This window comes from Curtobacterium sp. NPDC090223 (assembly GCF_044746585.1).
GTDB lineage: Bacteria > Actinomycetota > Actinomycetes > Actinomycetales > Microbacteriaceae > Curtobacterium.
Map to the genome: position 1 here is coordinate 68,434 of NZ_JBIVCN010000004.1, position 15,026 is coordinate 83,459.

The window sequence follows — 15,026 nt, forward strand, 5'->3', positions numbered from 1 at the left end:
ACGAGATCGTGGGTCTCGGGTCCGAGGGGGTGTGTTCGTCACGTTGCCATCATGCCAGACATGAAGTTTCAGACACCACGAGTCGGAGTCAGGCGGTGTCCTGTCCATCATCACGACCCGACGGGCAGCCACTCCCGCCCCACCCGGTGCACCGCTGGCCCGTGCCCGGGCAACACGATCTCGGGGATCGGCAGCGCACGGGCGGACTCGAGCGCCACCGCTGGGTCCGCCGTGAAGAACGGTGTGATCATCCGCGGACGCGGCGTCCACGACCCGGGCTGCGTGTCGTGGTGGGACACGACCGCGTCCCCGGTGACGATCGCGTCGGCCGCCGGCAGCAGGTACGCGGTGGATCCGGCGGTGTGCCCCGCGGCCGGGAACGGCGTGATCGCCCGCCCCTCGAAGTCCCGCGCGGTGAACGCCCGGACCGTGGGGACGGTGGTCGGCCGGAGCGCGTCGGAGCGGATCGCCCGCGCGAGCCAGCGCAGCACGCGCGGGGCGGCCAGCCGGCCTCCGATCTCGGCCGGGGTGACCTGCTCGCGGTCCGGCCCGCGGACGTTCCCCACCTCGGCGGCGTGCGCCAGCACCTCGACGTGCGGGTACTGCGCGAGGATCCCGGGGATGCCCCCGATGTGGTCGACGTGTCCGTGCGTCACGTACACCCGACGGAGGTCCCCGAGGTCGTGCCCGGCGTACCGGACGGTGTCGAGCACCAGGTCGCTGTCGGCCGGGTAGCCGGCGTCGATGAGCGCGACGCCGTCCTCCTCGGCGAGGACGACCCAGTTCGAGACGGGCCCCTCGACGAAGACCACCCCGGGAGCGACGGAGACGACGGACCGGGGTTCGCGGGAAGTCATCCCCCGACGGTAGCGGAGCCGCCGTCCGAGGAGCGTCGGGCGCGCGTCTGCACCGCCCGCGCGGCGAGCTCGTCGTCCGCCGGGTACCCGACCTCGGTCAGGGTGAGTCCCGTCGCCGGCGCGACCTTGAACGCGCTGGTCCGCTCCCCCGCCCGGCGCAGCTCCTCGAGACGGTCGGCGCCGAAGCGCCCCTCGCCGACCGCGATGGTCGCCCCCACCATCGCGCGCACCATGGAGTGGCAGAACGCATCGGCCTGGAGGCTCGCCACCAGCACGCCGTCCGGCTCACGGTCCCAGCGGAACTCCTGGAGCGTCCGGATGGTGGTCGCCCCCTCGCGCGGCTTGCAGAACGCCGCGAAGTCGTGCAGCCCGAGCAGCGTCAGCGCACCGCGTTCCATCGCTGCCGGGTCGAGACGCCCCGGGTACCAGAGCGTGTGCCCACGACGACGTGGGTCGCGGGGTGCGTCGCGGTCGGCGACCCGGTACTGGTAGCGCCGCCAGAGCGGGGAGAACCGGGCGTCGAAGCCGTCCGGTGCCACCGACGCCCGGGTGACGACGACGTCTCCCTCCGGCCCGGCGAGCCCGTTCAGCCGCTTCACGAGTCCGTCCAGCGGGTCTCGCCGCGACCCGTCCGCCGACGCCCGACGCGGCCGCGCCAGTGCGCCCCACTGCGCGTCGTCCAGGTCCAGGTGCGCGACCTGCCCGGTGGCGTGCACCCCGGCGTCGGTCCGCCCGGCCACGGTGAGCAGCGGCGGTGCGCCCCAGCGGGTGAAGACCGTGGCGAGCGCGGACTCGAGCGCACCCTGGACGGTCCGCAACCCGGGCTGCCTGGCCCACCCGGAGAACGCGGCCCCGTCGTACGCGACGTCCAGCCGGATCCGCACGGTTCCTTCGCTCACGCCCCAACGGTACCGATGTCAGCGCCACGTCAGCGCCGCGTGAGCGCTCGGCGGCACGATCGCCATCAGACATCGACGAAAGGACACGACGATGACCACGACACCACTCGCGGTGGAGGCCACCGGCCTCGTGAAGACCTTCGGGCAGAACCGCGCTGTGGACGGTGTCGACCTCCGCGTCGAGGCCGGCACCGTGTACGGCGTGCTCGGCCCGAACGGCGCCGGCAAGACCACCACGATCAGCATGCTCGCGACGCTCATGAAGCCGGACGCCGGCGAGGCCCGCGTCTTCGGCCACGACGTCCGCCGCGAGGCGCAGGAGGTCCGCCGGCTCATCGGCGTGACGGGCCAGTACGCCAGCGTCGACGAGACGCTCAGCGCGACCGAGAACCTGGTGGTCTTCTCCCGGCTGCTCGGGCTCTCCCGGGCCGAGTCGAAGCGGAAGTCCACGGAGCTCCTGGAGCGCTTCGGCCTGACCGAGGCGGCGACCCGCCCGCTCAAGAACTTCTCCGGCGGCATGCGCCGGCGCCTGGACCTGGCGGCGAGCCTCATCGCGCAGCCGCCGCTGATCTTCCTCGACGAGCCGACGACGGGCCTCGACCCGCGGACCCGCGCGCAGATGTGGGACACCATCCGGGAGCTCGTCGCGACCGGCTCGACGGTGCTCCTCACGACGCAGTACCTCGACGAGGCCGACCAGCTGGCCGACCGGATCGCCGTCATCGACCACGGCCGGGTCGTCGCGGAGGGCACCGGCGACGAGCTGAAGGCGTCGATCGGCACGGCGTCGTTGCAGCTGCGGCTGCAGGACGGCCTCCGGCTCGACGCCGCACGCACGCTCGTCCGGCAGACGCTCGGCGTCGACGCGGTCGCGAGCCCGGAGGGCACCCGCCTGACGGCCCCGATGGCGGACCCGAACCGCGTCACCGACCTCCTCGTGTCGTTCCGCGACGCGGGCATCTCCCTCGCCGAGATGAGCGTGCAGAAGCCCACGCTCGACGAGGTCTTCCTCACCATCACCGGCACGCCGACCGACGCGGCCGACGACGCCGACCGCGAGCTCGAACGGAGCAACGCATGACCACGATCGCCCCCACCCCGACCGCTGCACCCCGCATCACCCCGCGCCCCGGCGTCGGCAACACCGGCCTCGGTGCCACGATCCGGCAGTCCCTGACGATGGCCTACCGCGGCCTGATCAAGGTCCGGCGCACCCCGGAGCAGCTGTTCGACGTCACCCTGATGCCGATCATCTTCACCGTGATGTTCACGTACATCTTCGGTGGCGCGATCTCCGGGAACGTGGCGTCCTACCTGCCGATCATCATCCCGGGCATCCTCGTCCAGACGAACATCACGTCGTCGATCGTCACCGGCGTCCAGCTCCGCGAGGACATGGACAAGGGCGTGTTCGACCGCTTCAAGTCCCTGCCGATCGCCCGGATCGCTCCGCTCGCGGGTGCGCTCCTCGCCGACACGGTCCGGTACGCCATCGCGACGACGATCACCTTCATCACGGGCTTCGCGATGGGGCTCCGTCCCGACGGCGGCTTCGGTGCGGTGGTCCTCGCCGGTCTGCTCGTCATCGTCGTCGCGTGGGCGATCAGCTGGATCTTCGCCTACTTCGGCGTGATCGCCCGCACGGCGTCGAGCGTCTCCGGCATCTCGAACATGGTGCTGTTCCCGCTGACGTTCCTGTCGAACGCGTTCGTCCCGGCCGACACCCTGCCGGACTGGCTGCGCTGGTTCTCCGAGGTCAACCCGATCTCGCACCTGATCACCGCGGTCCGCGAGCTCGTGAACCACGGCCAGGTGGGCGGTGACCTGTGGATCTCCCTGGTCGGCGCGGCCGTCGTCGTCGCGGTGTTCGCACCGCTCACGGTCCGCGCGTACATGCGGAAGGCCTGATCCCGCTCAGCGTCCGACGCGCAGCTCCTCGAGCAGCAGGCGTGCCTCCGAGACGGCCTCGGCCCGGTCCCATCCGGCCGAGGCCGTCTCCGCGCCCACGACGTCCGGTTCGCCGAGCACGTCGACCAGGAGCGGTCGGATCCGGGCATGTGCGAGCACCGCGAAGTCCTGCCGTGACCCGAACCGGCTCGCCAGCCCCCAGCAGCGTGCCGCTCCGACGTGGTCGCCGAGGCGGGCCGCGGCGAGCGCCAGACCGAGCAGGGCGGTCCCGATGACGGGCAGGTCCAGCCACCAGGGGTGCAGGCGCAGCATCACGAGCGCCCCGACCCGCAGGCGGCGCGCGATGGCGATCGTGGTGGCCTCGGCCGGGAGGCCCGGCTCGCGTCCGTCGGGCCGGCCCGCCGCCGCCTCGTCCAGCGCTGCGAGCCGCGCGGCGCCCGCCATCATCGTCCAGTGCGGCGTCTGCTTCCGGCGCGGCAGCACGAAGTCCCAGGCGTCCCCGTAGCGGGCGGCCGCGGTGACGAGGTCGCCGAGGCTCCGGCTGCACTCGGCGTCGATCGCGATGGCGAGGACGCCGATCTGCGCGGCGTCGCCGTCGAACCCACCACGGTTCGCGACCGGCTGGTTCCCGAGGTCGGCGGCGATCGAGCGGGCGAGCGCGACGTCGCCGGTCGCCGCGGAGCAGAGCCCGACGGTCCAGCCGATCTCGTACAGGTCGTCCTCGGCCCCGAACACCTCGAGCCGTTCCCGCGCCGTGGCGGCCGCGGCGAGCGCGTCGGTGTACCGGCCGGTCTGCGCGAGGAGCTGTGTCATCGTCACCGCGCCGGACCCCATCGCCCACGCGTCGTCGACACCGATCGCGAGCGTCTCCCCGCGTTCGGCGTACCGCAGGGCCAGGGCGAACTCGCCGTCGTTCTCGGCGAGCGGTGCGCTGAGCATGTGCGCGAGGCAGGCGACGCCGTCATCCGGGTCCTCGCGGTAGGCGGCGAGCAGGGCCGTGCCCTCCGCCGGCCGGCCGACGGTGAGGAGCAGGGCGGCCTGGGCGTCGAGCACCGGGAAGCCGCTCCAGCCCGCACGCGTCACGTGCCGGAGCGTCGAGATCGCGCGGACCGCGGTCCGCCGGTCGGAGAACGCCGCCGATCCCCCGGTGAGCACGAGTCCGAGGACGGTGGCGGCACGGTCTTCGTCCTCCGGCGGCGCCTGCCGGAGGACCGCGACGACGTCCGCCGCGATGGCGACGACCTCGCCGTGTGCGCCACGCAGCGTCCAGTAGCCGCCGAGTGCCGAGAAGACCTGCGCGACCGCGGACCGGTCCTGGGCCTGCAGGCTCCACCGAAGCAGGGTGACCAGGTTGTCGGCCTCACGACCGATCTCGCGGAATGACCGTCGCTGCGGCTCGCCGGTGGCCGCGAACACGTTCCGGGCCGCGGAGAAGTCCCGGCCCCACCGGACCATGGCGGCGCGGACCTCGTCCGTCCGGCCACGCTCGTCCAGGCGGGCGGCGCCGAACTCCCGCACGGTCTCGAGCAGGCGGTACCGCACGGGGTCGCCCTCGCGCTCGACGAGCTGCACCAGGGACTGCTCGACGAGTTCGGCGAGGTCGTCGAGCGCGTCGTCCCGACGGCCGTCAGCGGCGACGGCCTCCACCGCGTCCACCGCGAGGCCGTCCGGGAACAGCGCCAGCCGGGTCAGCAGGTCCTGCGCGCCGTCGTCGAGGAGCCGCCAGCTCCACTCGATCACGGCCAGGAGCGTGCGGTGCCGCTCGGGGGCACTCCGGTCCCCGCCGCGGAGCAGGGCGAACCGGTCGTCGAGCCGGCGTTCGATCTCCTCGGCGCTCATGCCGCGGATCCGGGCGGCGGCGAGCTCGATCGCGAGCGGTGTGCCGTCCAGCCTGGTGCAGATCCGCCGGACGGTGTCCACGGGGAGCACGGCGCCGGGCCGTGCGGCACGCGCCCGCTCCGTGAACAGGCGCACGGCTGCACCCTCGGCCTCGACCGGCAGCGGTGCCAGCGGTGCCACGACCTCGCCGGCGATGGCGAGTGGTGCGCGCGAGGTCGTCAGGACCCGGAGCGCCGGCAGCACCGCGAGCAGCTCCGCGGTGAACGCGGCGACGTCCGTCACGAGGTGCTCGCAGTTGTCCAGCACGAGGACGGTCGGTTCGTCGCCGAGTGCGCGGACCACGCGCCCGCGCAGGTCCGCGACGACCGCGTCGCGGAGCGCCCGGGCGGAGCGGACCTCGGCGATGCCGAGCAAGGCGCCGAGGGCCGGGACGATGTCGTCGCCCGCAGCGAGCGGAGCGAGCTCGAGCACGACGACCCCGCGGTCCGCCGGGACGGACGCGGCGACCGCCTGCGCGAGCCGGGTCTTGCCGAGTCCGCCGGCACCGAGGATCGTGACCAGCCGTTCCCGGGACAGCAGGTCCGTGACCGAGGCGAGGTCGGCCTCCCGTCCGACCAGCGCGTTCGGCGATGCCCGCAGGCCGATCCGGCGGACCGCTCCCGAGGCGGACGCGGATCGCCGCAGCAGCTCCGCGTTGAGGCGGACGAGGTCCGCGGAGGGGTCGGCGCCGAGCCCGTCGGCCAGGCGTTCCCGGTGCGCCGCGAACGCGGCGAGCGCCTCGGAGGTCCGGCCGGCCGCGGCCAGGGCGCGCATCGACCCGGCGACCGCCACCTCGTCGAAGGGGTCCGCGTCGGCCTGCTCGCGCCACAGCTCGACCGCGGCGTCCGCGTCGCCGGAAGCAAGGAGTGCGGAGCCGAGCGCGCGGCGGAGACCGCGTCGTGCCACCGCTGCACGCTCACCGAGCGCGGCGCCGAGGTCGCCGTCGACGTCCGCACCGGGGCGCCGCGCCAGAGCTCGAGCACCGCCCGGACCTCGTCGTCGGCCACACCGGGTGTAGCCCCGGCGGTGCGCTCCGCACGCGTCAGGTCGACGTCGTCCGGCCCGACGGCGAGCGCGTAGCCGGTGCTGGTCGACACGACGAGGCCGTCCTCGGTGCTCCGTCGGAGGCGCGAGACCAGGGTCTGCAGCGCCGCGCGGGAGCCCTTCGACTGCGCCTCGCCCCAGAGCTCGTCGATGATGGCGTCGGCGGTCATCGCGTGCCCTCGTGCCAGGACGAGGGCCGTCACGAACGCCCGCGCCAGGGCTCCGGGGACGGGGGTCGGCGAACCCGTCGGGTCCGCCACGAGCACGGGTCCGAGGACGGCGATGCGGAGGTGTCCTGGCACGGTGCGAGTCTACGGTCGAGTGTTGCGCGATCGTGATGATGCCGCGGATCGAAGGGGATCCATCCTCTTTATCCTGAGCACATGCACAAGATCACGAGGGGGGTCGTGAGCGTCACGCTCCTGACCGCGGCGACCGTCCTGCTCGCCGGCTGCGCCACCACCGACGGCGGCGTCCGCGCCGACCCCGCTGCCACGTCCGGGCCGACGGCCACGTCCACCCCGTCGGCGACCGCGGCAGAGACCGCCACCGTCGACTTCGGGAAGGCTCCTGCCGGCTCCGGCGTGCCCTCGTGCGCGGCACTCCTGCCAGCGGACCTGGTGGACGCGCTCGTCCCGGGCACGACCACGACCGACCTGCTCACGACCGCGTCCCACGTCGTCGGGTCGTGGTCCGCACTCGGGGTCGCCGGCGGCGCGGACTGCTGGTCCACGAACGGGGTCTCCCCCGTGGACGACGTCGAGCCGGGGACACGCGACGACCCGAAGTACGAGGGCGTGCGCGTGTCGGTGCTCCCGCACGCCGCGAGCGCGTTCGACACCGCCACCAGCGTCGCGACGTCGCCCGCCGAGAGCACCACCGCCGTCGACTGCGCGGCCAGCGACTCCGCCCGCGTCTTCTGTCACGGCGGGGTCCTCGCCGGCTCCGCGTGGGTGTCGGTCCAGGTCACCCGGCTCCAGACCACCGCGGACGCGACACCCCAGGCCATGCTCCCGGTCTACCGCGACCTGCTCGACCAGGTGCGCGCGGCCGTCGCGGGCTCGCCCGCCGGTGCCGCATCGGGCGCCGACTCGGCCGACTGGGCCTTCACGCCGTGCAGCCCGGACCGCGTGAACGCCGTCACCTCGGTCACCCTCCGCGACGCCGTCTACGCGACGGACACCCCGCCGGCGATCGACGAGTTCGTGAACCAGCGCATCGGGTCCGCGACCTGCAGCTTCGTCGAGGGCGAGCGGTACAACGTGTCCGACGCCCTGTACAGCGCGACCCCGGACGCGGCGTGGGTCGTCGAGCAGCGACTCGCGGCCGGGCTGATCGACCGCGCGCACCGGATCGACCTGCCGGGCCTCGGCGACCGGGACGGCGCCTGGCGCACCTGCGACGAGACCGCGTGCTCCGTCGACATCGTCCACGACGGCACCTGGCTGCAGTACTTCCTGACCACCAGGGTCGCGCCGAACACGAGCTCGGCGGTCGAGCGCTGGGCGGAGGCCTCGTTCAGCGCCGTTGACGACTGAACGCCGACGGCCCCGTCGAGGTGTCGAGGTTCTCGGTTGCCCGTCGCTCCGACTCCACGATGCCCCGGAGCGAGACGAGTGCCGCGGCGGTGACCGCCACGTGCGAGGGGTTCTCCCGGCTGGCGTCGAGCGCTCGTTCGACCTCCTCGATCGCCTCCTCGCCGGCGGTCTCCGGGCACTCGCCGCGGATCATGCACGCGAGCTGGGTCATCGCCTTCGCCAAGGGTTCGGCGAAGGCGGGATCGGGACGACCGACGCCCTCCGAGATCGGGCCGGACCGCGCCACGAGCTCGGTGAGGTCGGTCGTGTACCAGGCGACCCGCTCCAGCGCGCGGAACCGGGCACCGTCCTGCTGCAGCCGCGCGCGTGATCCGCGGAGTGCCCCACGGGGGTTGATCTTCCGGCTCTCGTGCGCGATCGAGACCCGCGACCGGACGTCCGCGATGGCACGGTCCAGGCGGTCCTGCTGCCGGTCCCACGCCGGCTCGTCGCGCTTGCCCTCACGGAGCACCGCCGCGAGCCCTTCGAGGTGGTCGGCGAGGACGTCGTTCACCGCGTCGATCCGGTGCTCGGCGTCCCAGAAGTGCAGCGGCGGGAACACCAGGAAGTTCACGAGCAGCCCGACCACGACGCCGACAGCCATCTGCACGAGGTACCCGAGCGAGTAGCCCTCGGCGTGCGCTCCGCCGACGAGCAGCACGAACAGGGCCGCGGTGGACACCCACGAGCTGCCCTCCCCGAGGACCCGGAACCCGCCGACGAGCACCCCGATCCCGACGGCGAGCGCGATGGCGATGAACCCCGGGTCGCCGATCCACATCGTGAAGCCGGCGATGACGATGCCGAGGCCGATGCCCACGAGCGTCTGGATCCCGCTCCGGAGGCCGGCGAACACCGTCGTCTGCATCGCCACGACGGCCCCGAGCGGTGCGTAGTACGGGTAGTCGGACGCGACGCCCGGCACGTGGCGCGCGATGAACCACGCCAGGCAGGCGGCGAACGCGGCCTTCCCGGCGTGCAGCAGGCGTGGTTGTGTCCCCGAGGTCCGGCTCCATCGCCAGACCCTGGTCCCCACCCCCGCGACGTGTTCGAATCCCATGGTTCCTCCTGGTGCCGGCCCTCACCCGATGGGCCGACGCGTCACCCTACGGTGCGCCCGCTGTGCATCGCTCCCGTCGGGGCCGCGGAACGCCGAACGGCCCCCGCTGCATGCGCTGCGGGGGCCGTTCGTGGTGGTGCGTGCGAGCTACTTGTCGTCCGACTTCTCGGCGGCGTCTTCCTCGACCTCGGCGGCAGCCTCGGTCTCGGTCTCCGACTCGACCGGAGCCGACTCCTCGGTGGTCTCGGTCTCCTCGACCGGGGCCTCCTCGGTGGTCTCCTCCGCGGCGGGCTCCGACGCCGGCGCGGCAGCGGCCGGAGCCGAGTTGCGCGTGACGGGGGCCGGGGTGCCGGAAACGGGCTCGAGGACGAGCTCGATCGAGGCGAGCGGCGCGTTGTCACCCTTGCGGAAGCCGAGCTTCGTGATGCGGGTGTAGCCGCCCTGGCGGTCGGCCACCTGCGGCGCGATCTCCGTGAACAGCGTGTGCACGACGGTCTTGTCGCGGAGGGCCGCGATGACCCGACGACGAGCGTGCAGGTCGCCGCGCTTCGCGAACGTGATGAGACGCTCGGCCACCGGGCGGAGGCGCTTGGCCTTCGTCTCGGTGGTCGTGATGCGACCGTGCGTGAAGAGGGCGTTGGCGAGGTTGCTCAGGAGCAGGCGCTCGTGGGCGGGGCCGCCACCGAGGCGGGGGCCCTTGGTGGGCTTCGGCATGTCAGTTCTCCAGTGGTGAAAGAGTGGTGCGCGCCGTGACGACGCGCGTGCGCATCAGCGCGAGGTCAGTTGCTGGACTCGTCCTCGTCGTACCCGCTGTAGAAGTGGGCGCCGTCGAATCCGGGGACGGTGTCCTTGAGGGACAGGCCGAGCTCGGTGAGCTTGTCCTTGACCTCGTCCACCGACTTCTGACCGAAGTTGCGGATGTTCATGAGCTGCGTCTCCGACAGGGCGACGAGCTCGGACACCGTGTTGATGCCCTCCCGCTTGAGGCAGTTGTAGCTGCGGACCGAGAGATCGAGGTCCTCGATCGGGGTCTGCAGCTCGTTCGAGAGCACGGCGTCGACCGGCGCGGGGCCGATCTCGATGCCCTCGGCCGCCGTGTTGAGCTCACGGGCGAGCCCGAACAGCTCGACGAGCGTCCGACCAGCCGACGCGATGGCGTCGCGCGGCGTGATGGCCGGCTTCGACTCGACGTCGACGACCAGGCGGTCGAAGTCCGTGCGCTCACCGGCACGCGTCGCCTCGACGCGGTAGGTGACCTTGAGGACCGGGGAGTAGATCGAGTCGATCGGGATCTGACCGGCCTCGCTGAACTCCGAGCGGTTCTGCGTCGCCGAGACGTAGCCGCGGCCACGCTCGATGGTGAGCTCGAGCTCGAAGCGCGCGGTGTCGTTCAGGGTCGCGATGACGAGGTCCGGGTTGTGGATCTCGACGCCGGCCGGCGCGGAGATGTCCGCGGCGGTGACCTGACCGGCACCCTGCTTGCGCAGGTACGCCGTGATGGGCTCGTCGTGCTCGCTGGAGACGACCAGGCTCTTGATGTTGAGGATGATCTCCGTGACGTCTTCCTTGACACCGGGCACGGTGCTGAACTCGTGGAGGACGCCGTCGATGCGGATGCTGGTGACAGCCGCGCCGGGGATCGAGGAGAGGAGCGTGCGGCGCAGCGAGTTGCCGAGGGTGTAGCCGAAGCCAGGCTCGAGCGGCTCGATGACGAAGCGCGAGCGGTGCTCGGAGATCGACTCCTCGGTCAGGGTGGGGCGCTGTGCAATGAGCACTGTGGGATTCCTTTCGGCGAAGTGTCCGCTATATGACACTTGGCGGTACGACGGGGCCGACCGGGCCCCGACGGGTCTGTTGAGTTGTGATCACGCGCACCGTGGTGCGCGATCGAACGACCAGGAATGGCCGCCCCTGCTCGCTCCGATCAGGAAGCGGATCGCCCCGTCAGGGAACGAGCGGGGAACGGCCGGTTGCTCCTCGCGTCAGACGCGACGGCGCTTGGGCGGGCGGCACCCGTTGTGCGCCTGCGGCGTGACGTCGTTGATCGAACCGACCTCGAGGCCGGCGGCCTGGAGGGAACGGATCGCGGTCTCACGACCCGAACCCGGGCCCTTCACGAACACGTCGACCTTCTTGACGCCGTGCTCCTGCGCCTGACGCGCAGCGGACTCGGCGGCGAGCTGCGCCGCGAACGGGGTCGACTTGCGCGAGCCCTTGAAGCCGACGGCACCGGAGGACGCCCAGCTGAGGACGGCACCCGACGGGTCGGTGATGCTGACGATCGTGTTGTTGAACGTGCTCTTGATGTGGGCCTGGCCCACGGCGACGTTCTTCTTCTCCTTGCGGCGCGGCTTGCGCGCGGCAGTCTTGGGGGTAGCCATGATGATCTCCTATCGGGCCTTCTTCTTGCCTGCCACGGTGCGCTTCGGGCCCTTGCGGGTACGCGCGTTGGTCTTGGTGCGCTGACCGCGCACCGGGAGACCACGACGGTGACGAAGACCCTCGTAGCTGCCGATCTCGACCTTGCGGCGGATGTCGGCTGCGACCTCGCGGCGGAGATCACCCTCGACCTTGTAGTTGCCCTCGATGTAGTCGCGGAGGGCGACGAGCTGGTCGTCGGTGAGGTCCTTGACGCGGATGTCACCGGAGATCCCGGTGTCCGCGAGCGTCTTGACCGCGCGAGTGCGGCCGACGCCGTAGATGTACGTGAGTGCGATCTCCACGCGCTTCTCGCGCGGGATGTCGACGCCTGCTAGACGTGCCATGTGCTGGCTGCTCCTGTTGTCGATGGAGGTGTGGCGCAGTACCGGTGCTCGGGCCTCCGACCCGGGGTGTCCCCCGCTCGCGGACGAGCGGGATCTGGTACTGCGTTGTCGATGTTGAGTTGTGGGTCGTGCTCGAGCCGCCGTGCGCGGCCCCGGTCACGCGCTGGGACTAGCCCTGGCGCTGCTTGTGACGCGGGTTGCTCTTGCAGATCACCATGACGCGGCCCTTGCGGCGGATGACACGGCAGTGCTCGCAGATGGGCTTGACGCTGGGGTTGACCTTCATTGCTGATTCCTCGTGCTCGCTGGCTTCGTGCTCGGCGGGTTCGCCGAGTCGTTCCTTTCCAGCTCGCGGATCACTTGTAGCGGTAGACGATCCGGCCGCGGGTCAGGTCGTACGGGCTCAGCTCCACGATCACGCGGTCCTCTGGGAGGATGCGGATGTAGTGCTGGCGCATCTTCCCGGAGATGTGCGCGAGGACCTTGTGCCCATTGGTCAGCTCAACGCGGAACATCGCGTTGGGCAGAGCTTCGAGCACCGAGCCTTCGATCTCGATGACGCCGTCTTTCTTGGCCATAGCCTCACTGTCGCTTGGTTGGATTACCGGTGTGATCCCCGAGCCGGTCTGCGGGTCGGGCGCCACGCCCAGAAGGCATGGCACACCAAAGATCGATCTTATGGGATCAGTGGCCGATTGCCAAGTGCACGCGCCGTGCCCCCTCCTCTGGGGTGTTCCTGAACGGAGGGCCAGCGTCCCACAGTGGTTGCACGGCGCGCTCCTGGGGCCGGGCAGGACTCCGGCCCTACGGTGACAGTTGCAGCCCCCCGAACGGAGACCCCTGTGCCCGCCACCCGCAACCAGCGGACGATCGCCCGTCACGGCCGCCTCGCGCGCCGTCGGGGCTGGACCACACTCGTGTCCGTCGTCGCCTCCACGCTCGCCGTCGTTCTCGTCAGCGGGACCAGTGTCGCCGCCATCGCCGGCGCCCAGCTCGCGACCGCACCGACGAGCGTGCAGCTCAGCACGGACGACCAGAGCACGGCGAAGACCGCGGACATCACCGCGATCAAGGGCGGCGCGAACATCCTGCTCATCGGCAGCGACACCCGCGTCGGGCAGTTCGACTCCGCCGACGACGTCGACGGCGCGCGCAACGACGTCACGATGCTCGTCCACATCTCCGCTGACCACCAGCAGCTGACCGCGGTGAGCTTCCCCCGCGACCTGATGGTGCCGATCCCGGCGTGCACGAACCCGGAGACCGGTACCACCTACCCCGCAGCCGCGTCGGCGCAGTTCAACACGGCGCTCGGCAACGGCGGTGTCTCGTGCGTCGTGGACACGGTCGAGAACCTCACCGGCCTGAGCATCCCGTACGCCAGCCTCATCACGTTCGACGGCGTCATCGAGATGTCGAACGCGCTCGGCGGTGTCGACGTCTGCGTCGCGAAGGCCATCGACGACACGTACACCGGGCTGCACCTCACCGCCGGCGAGCACACGCTCGAGGGCTCGGACGCCCTCGCCTTCCTGCGCACCCGGCACGGCGTCGGCGACGGCAGTGACCTCGCCCGGATCAGCTCCCAGCAGGTGTTCCTCTCGGCGCTCCTCCGCAAGGTCACGTCGGACGGCACCCTGTCCAACCCGATCACGCTCTACAAACTCGCGGGCGCAGCGCTGAGCAACATGGTGCTCTCCGACGGTCTCGGCCAGACGAAGACGCTCGTCGGCCTCGCCGGGATGCTCCGCGGGATGAGCACGTCGAACATGCTGTTCGTCCAGTACCCCGCCGCGGACGACCCGGAGGACAGCGCCAGGGTGATCGTCGACCAGGACCCCGCCCACGCGCTCAACGTCGCACTGCAGACGGACGAGAAGACCACGCTCAGCGACTCCACGACGGGGCGTGCGTCCGAGGAGAGCACCGACGGCAGCTCGTCGAGCGCATCCCCGTCGGCGTCGGCGACGCCGTCGAGTGCCGCGTCCTCACCCGCGTCGAGCACGAGCACGAGCACCCCGAGCGCCTCGGCGACGCCGCTCCCCTCGTCCATCACCGGACAGAGCGCCGCAGAGGAGACCTGCACCGTCGGCAACTGATGCCGTCGGTCACCGACCACGTCGGTGACCGACGCCGACGGGGCGGGCCCGCACCGGGCCTCCAGGCGTGACGTTCCGCACCACGTGCGGACGGGAGGCCCGACCTACGGGATCGGGACGGGTGTCACACCCAGCGGGGTCAGGTCGGCAGCCCCGCCGTCGGCGGCGGTCAGCACCCAGATCCCGTCGGCGTGCACGGCCACGCTGTGCTCCCAGTGCGCGGCGTCCGAGCCGTCCAGGGTGCGGACGGTCCAGTCGTCGTCGTCGGTCGAGCTGTCGATCGTGCCGGCGGTGACCATCGGTTCGATCGCGACCACGAGCCCGGGACGCACCGCGGGCCCCGCGCCGCGGACGCGGTAGTTGAAGACGGGCGGTTCCTCGTGCATGGACCGACCGATGCCGTGACCGGTGAAGTCCTCGACGATGCCCCACGTGCCGGTCTCGTCGATGGCGTCCTCGACCGCGTCGCCGACCTCGTTCAGGTTCTTCGCCTGTGCGAGCGCGGCGATCCCGTGCCAGAGCGACCGCTCGGTCGTGTCGCAGAGCTGCTGCCGTGCCGACGTGATGGTCGCGTCCCCACCGGGGACCACCGTCGTGAACGCGCTGTCGCCGTTCCAGCCGTCGACCTCGGCGCCGGCGTCCACCGACACGATGTCACCCGGCTGCAGGACCCGGTCACCCGGGATCCCGTGCACGATCTCGTCGTTCACCGAGACGCACAGCGTGTGGCGGTAGCCCGGCACCAGCTGGAAGTTCGGGATCCCGCCACCGTCGCGGATGGTGCGCTCGGCGATCGCGTCGAGCTCACCGGTCGTGATGCCCGGCCGGACGGCCCCGCGGACCGCGTCGAGGGCAGCCGCCGTGAGCAGCCCCGGGCGCACCATGGCGCGGAGCTCCTCCGGCGACTTGTAGATCGAGGGCTTGCGGAACCGAGCCACG

The 15,026-nt window shown here is 71.8% G+C and carries 15 protein-coding genes; 4 read left to right on the forward strand and 11 right to left on the reverse strand.

Features of this window, described 5'->3' with window-relative positions; genetic code table 11:
- Positions 1–110: 110 nt before the first annotated feature.
- Together ACIPJY_RS10320 and truA are read right to left on the reverse strand one after the other, a co-directional pair.
- A complete protein-coding gene (locus ACIPJY_RS10320) occupies positions 111–857 on the reverse strand; it encodes an MBL fold metallo-hydrolase (protein WP_400464997.1) in 747 nt (248 codons plus the stop codon).
- Positions 854–1,756: a tRNA pseudouridine(38-40) synthase TruA gene (truA, locus tag ACIPJY_RS10325; RefSeq protein WP_400464994.1), complete on the reverse strand. Its 903-nt coding sequence runs from the start codon at positions 1,754–1,756 to the stop codon at positions 854–856. The genes ACIPJY_RS10320 and truA overlap by 4 nt, the downstream gene beginning before the upstream one ends.
- Positions 1,757–1,847: 91 nt before the next feature.
- On the opposite strand from truA, the gene ACIPJY_RS10330 reads away from it, so the two are divergent.
- Both ACIPJY_RS10330 and ACIPJY_RS10335 read left to right on the forward strand, forming a co-directional pair.
- Positions 1,848–2,837: an ATP-binding cassette domain-containing protein gene (locus tag ACIPJY_RS10330; protein ID WP_400464991.1), complete on the forward strand. Its 990-nt coding sequence runs from the start codon at positions 1,848–1,850 to the stop codon at positions 2,835–2,837.
- Positions 2,834–3,664: an ABC transporter permease gene (locus ACIPJY_RS10335; protein WP_400464988.1), complete on the forward strand. Its 831-nt coding sequence runs from the start codon at positions 2,834–2,836 to the stop codon at positions 3,662–3,664. Before ACIPJY_RS10330 ends, ACIPJY_RS10335 begins: the two co-directional genes overlap by 4 nt.
- Positions 3,665–3,670: 6 nt before the next feature.
- Here the strand turns inward: ACIPJY_RS10335 and ACIPJY_RS10340 are convergent, their stop codons facing one another.
- Entirely contained in the window at positions 3,671–6,448 is a 2,778-nt protein-coding gene (locus ACIPJY_RS10340) for an ATP-binding protein (protein ID WP_400464985.1), read from the reverse strand.
- Between the two features lie 521 nt (positions 6,449–6,969).
- On the opposite strand from ACIPJY_RS10340, the gene ACIPJY_RS10345 reads away from it, so the two are divergent.
- The gene (locus tag ACIPJY_RS10345) at positions 6,970–8,124 is read left to right on the forward strand and encodes a hypothetical protein (RefSeq protein WP_400464982.1); all 1,155 of its coding nucleotides are present in this window, start codon (positions 6,970–6,972) and stop codon (positions 8,122–8,124) included.
- On the opposite strand, the gene ACIPJY_RS10350 is transcribed toward ACIPJY_RS10345, so the two are convergent.
- From ACIPJY_RS10350 to infA, 7 genes are all read right to left on the reverse strand, one after another.
- Complete coding sequence (locus ACIPJY_RS10350) at positions 8,105–9,223, reverse strand: aromatic acid exporter family protein (protein WP_400464979.1); 1,119 nt, start codon at positions 9,221–9,223, stop codon at positions 8,105–8,107. The two genes, ACIPJY_RS10345 and ACIPJY_RS10350, sit on opposite strands and share 20 nt — an antisense overlap.
- Before the next feature lie 147 nt (positions 9,224–9,370).
- Positions 9,371–9,937 carry a 50S ribosomal protein L17 gene (gene rplQ / locus ACIPJY_RS10355; protein WP_400464976.1) on the reverse strand — a complete coding sequence of 189 codons (567 nt, stop codon included), beginning with the start codon at positions 9,935–9,937 and terminating at the stop codon, positions 9,371–9,373.
- Positions 9,938–10,002: 65 nt separating this feature from the next.
- A complete protein-coding gene (locus ACIPJY_RS10360) occupies positions 10,003–10,998 on the reverse strand; it encodes a DNA-directed RNA polymerase subunit alpha (protein ID WP_056121453.1) in 996 nt (331 codons plus the stop codon).
- A 207-nt stretch (positions 10,999–11,205) separates the two neighbouring features.
- Entirely contained in the window at positions 11,206–11,604 is a 399-nt protein-coding gene (gene rpsK, locus ACIPJY_RS10365; RefSeq protein ID WP_017885507.1) for a 30S ribosomal protein S11, read from the reverse strand.
- A 9-nt stretch (positions 11,605–11,613) separates the two neighbouring features.
- The gene (gene rpsM, locus ACIPJY_RS10370) at positions 11,614–11,988 is read right to left on the reverse strand and encodes a 30S ribosomal protein S13 (protein WP_071299484.1); all 375 of its coding nucleotides are present in this window, start codon (positions 11,986–11,988) and stop codon (positions 11,614–11,616) included.
- A 169-nt stretch (positions 11,989–12,157) separates the two neighbouring features.
- Positions 12,158–12,274: a 50S ribosomal protein L36 gene (gene rpmJ / locus ACIPJY_RS10375; RefSeq protein ID WP_022903266.1), complete on the reverse strand. Its 117-nt coding sequence runs from the start codon at positions 12,272–12,274 to the stop codon at positions 12,158–12,160.
- A 70-nt stretch (positions 12,275–12,344) separates the two neighbouring features.
- Positions 12,345–12,566: a translation initiation factor IF-1 gene (gene infA, locus ACIPJY_RS10380; RefSeq protein ID WP_017885509.1), complete on the reverse strand. Its 222-nt coding sequence runs from the start codon at positions 12,564–12,566 to the stop codon at positions 12,345–12,347.
- Positions 12,567–12,830: 264 nt separating this feature from the next.
- On the opposite strand from infA, the gene ACIPJY_RS10385 reads away from it, so the two are divergent.
- Complete coding sequence (locus tag ACIPJY_RS10385) at positions 12,831–14,087, forward strand: LCP family protein (protein ID WP_400464971.1); 1,257 nt, start codon at positions 12,831–12,833, stop codon at positions 14,085–14,087.
- Between the two features lie 104 nt (positions 14,088–14,191).
- On the opposite strand, the gene map is transcribed toward ACIPJY_RS10385, so the two are convergent.
- The gene (map, locus tag ACIPJY_RS10390; RefSeq protein ID WP_400464968.1) at positions 14,192–15,025 is read right to left on the reverse strand and encodes a type I methionyl aminopeptidase; all 834 of its coding nucleotides are present in this window, start codon (positions 15,023–15,025) and stop codon (positions 14,192–14,194) included.
- Position 15,026 lies beyond the last annotated feature (1 nt).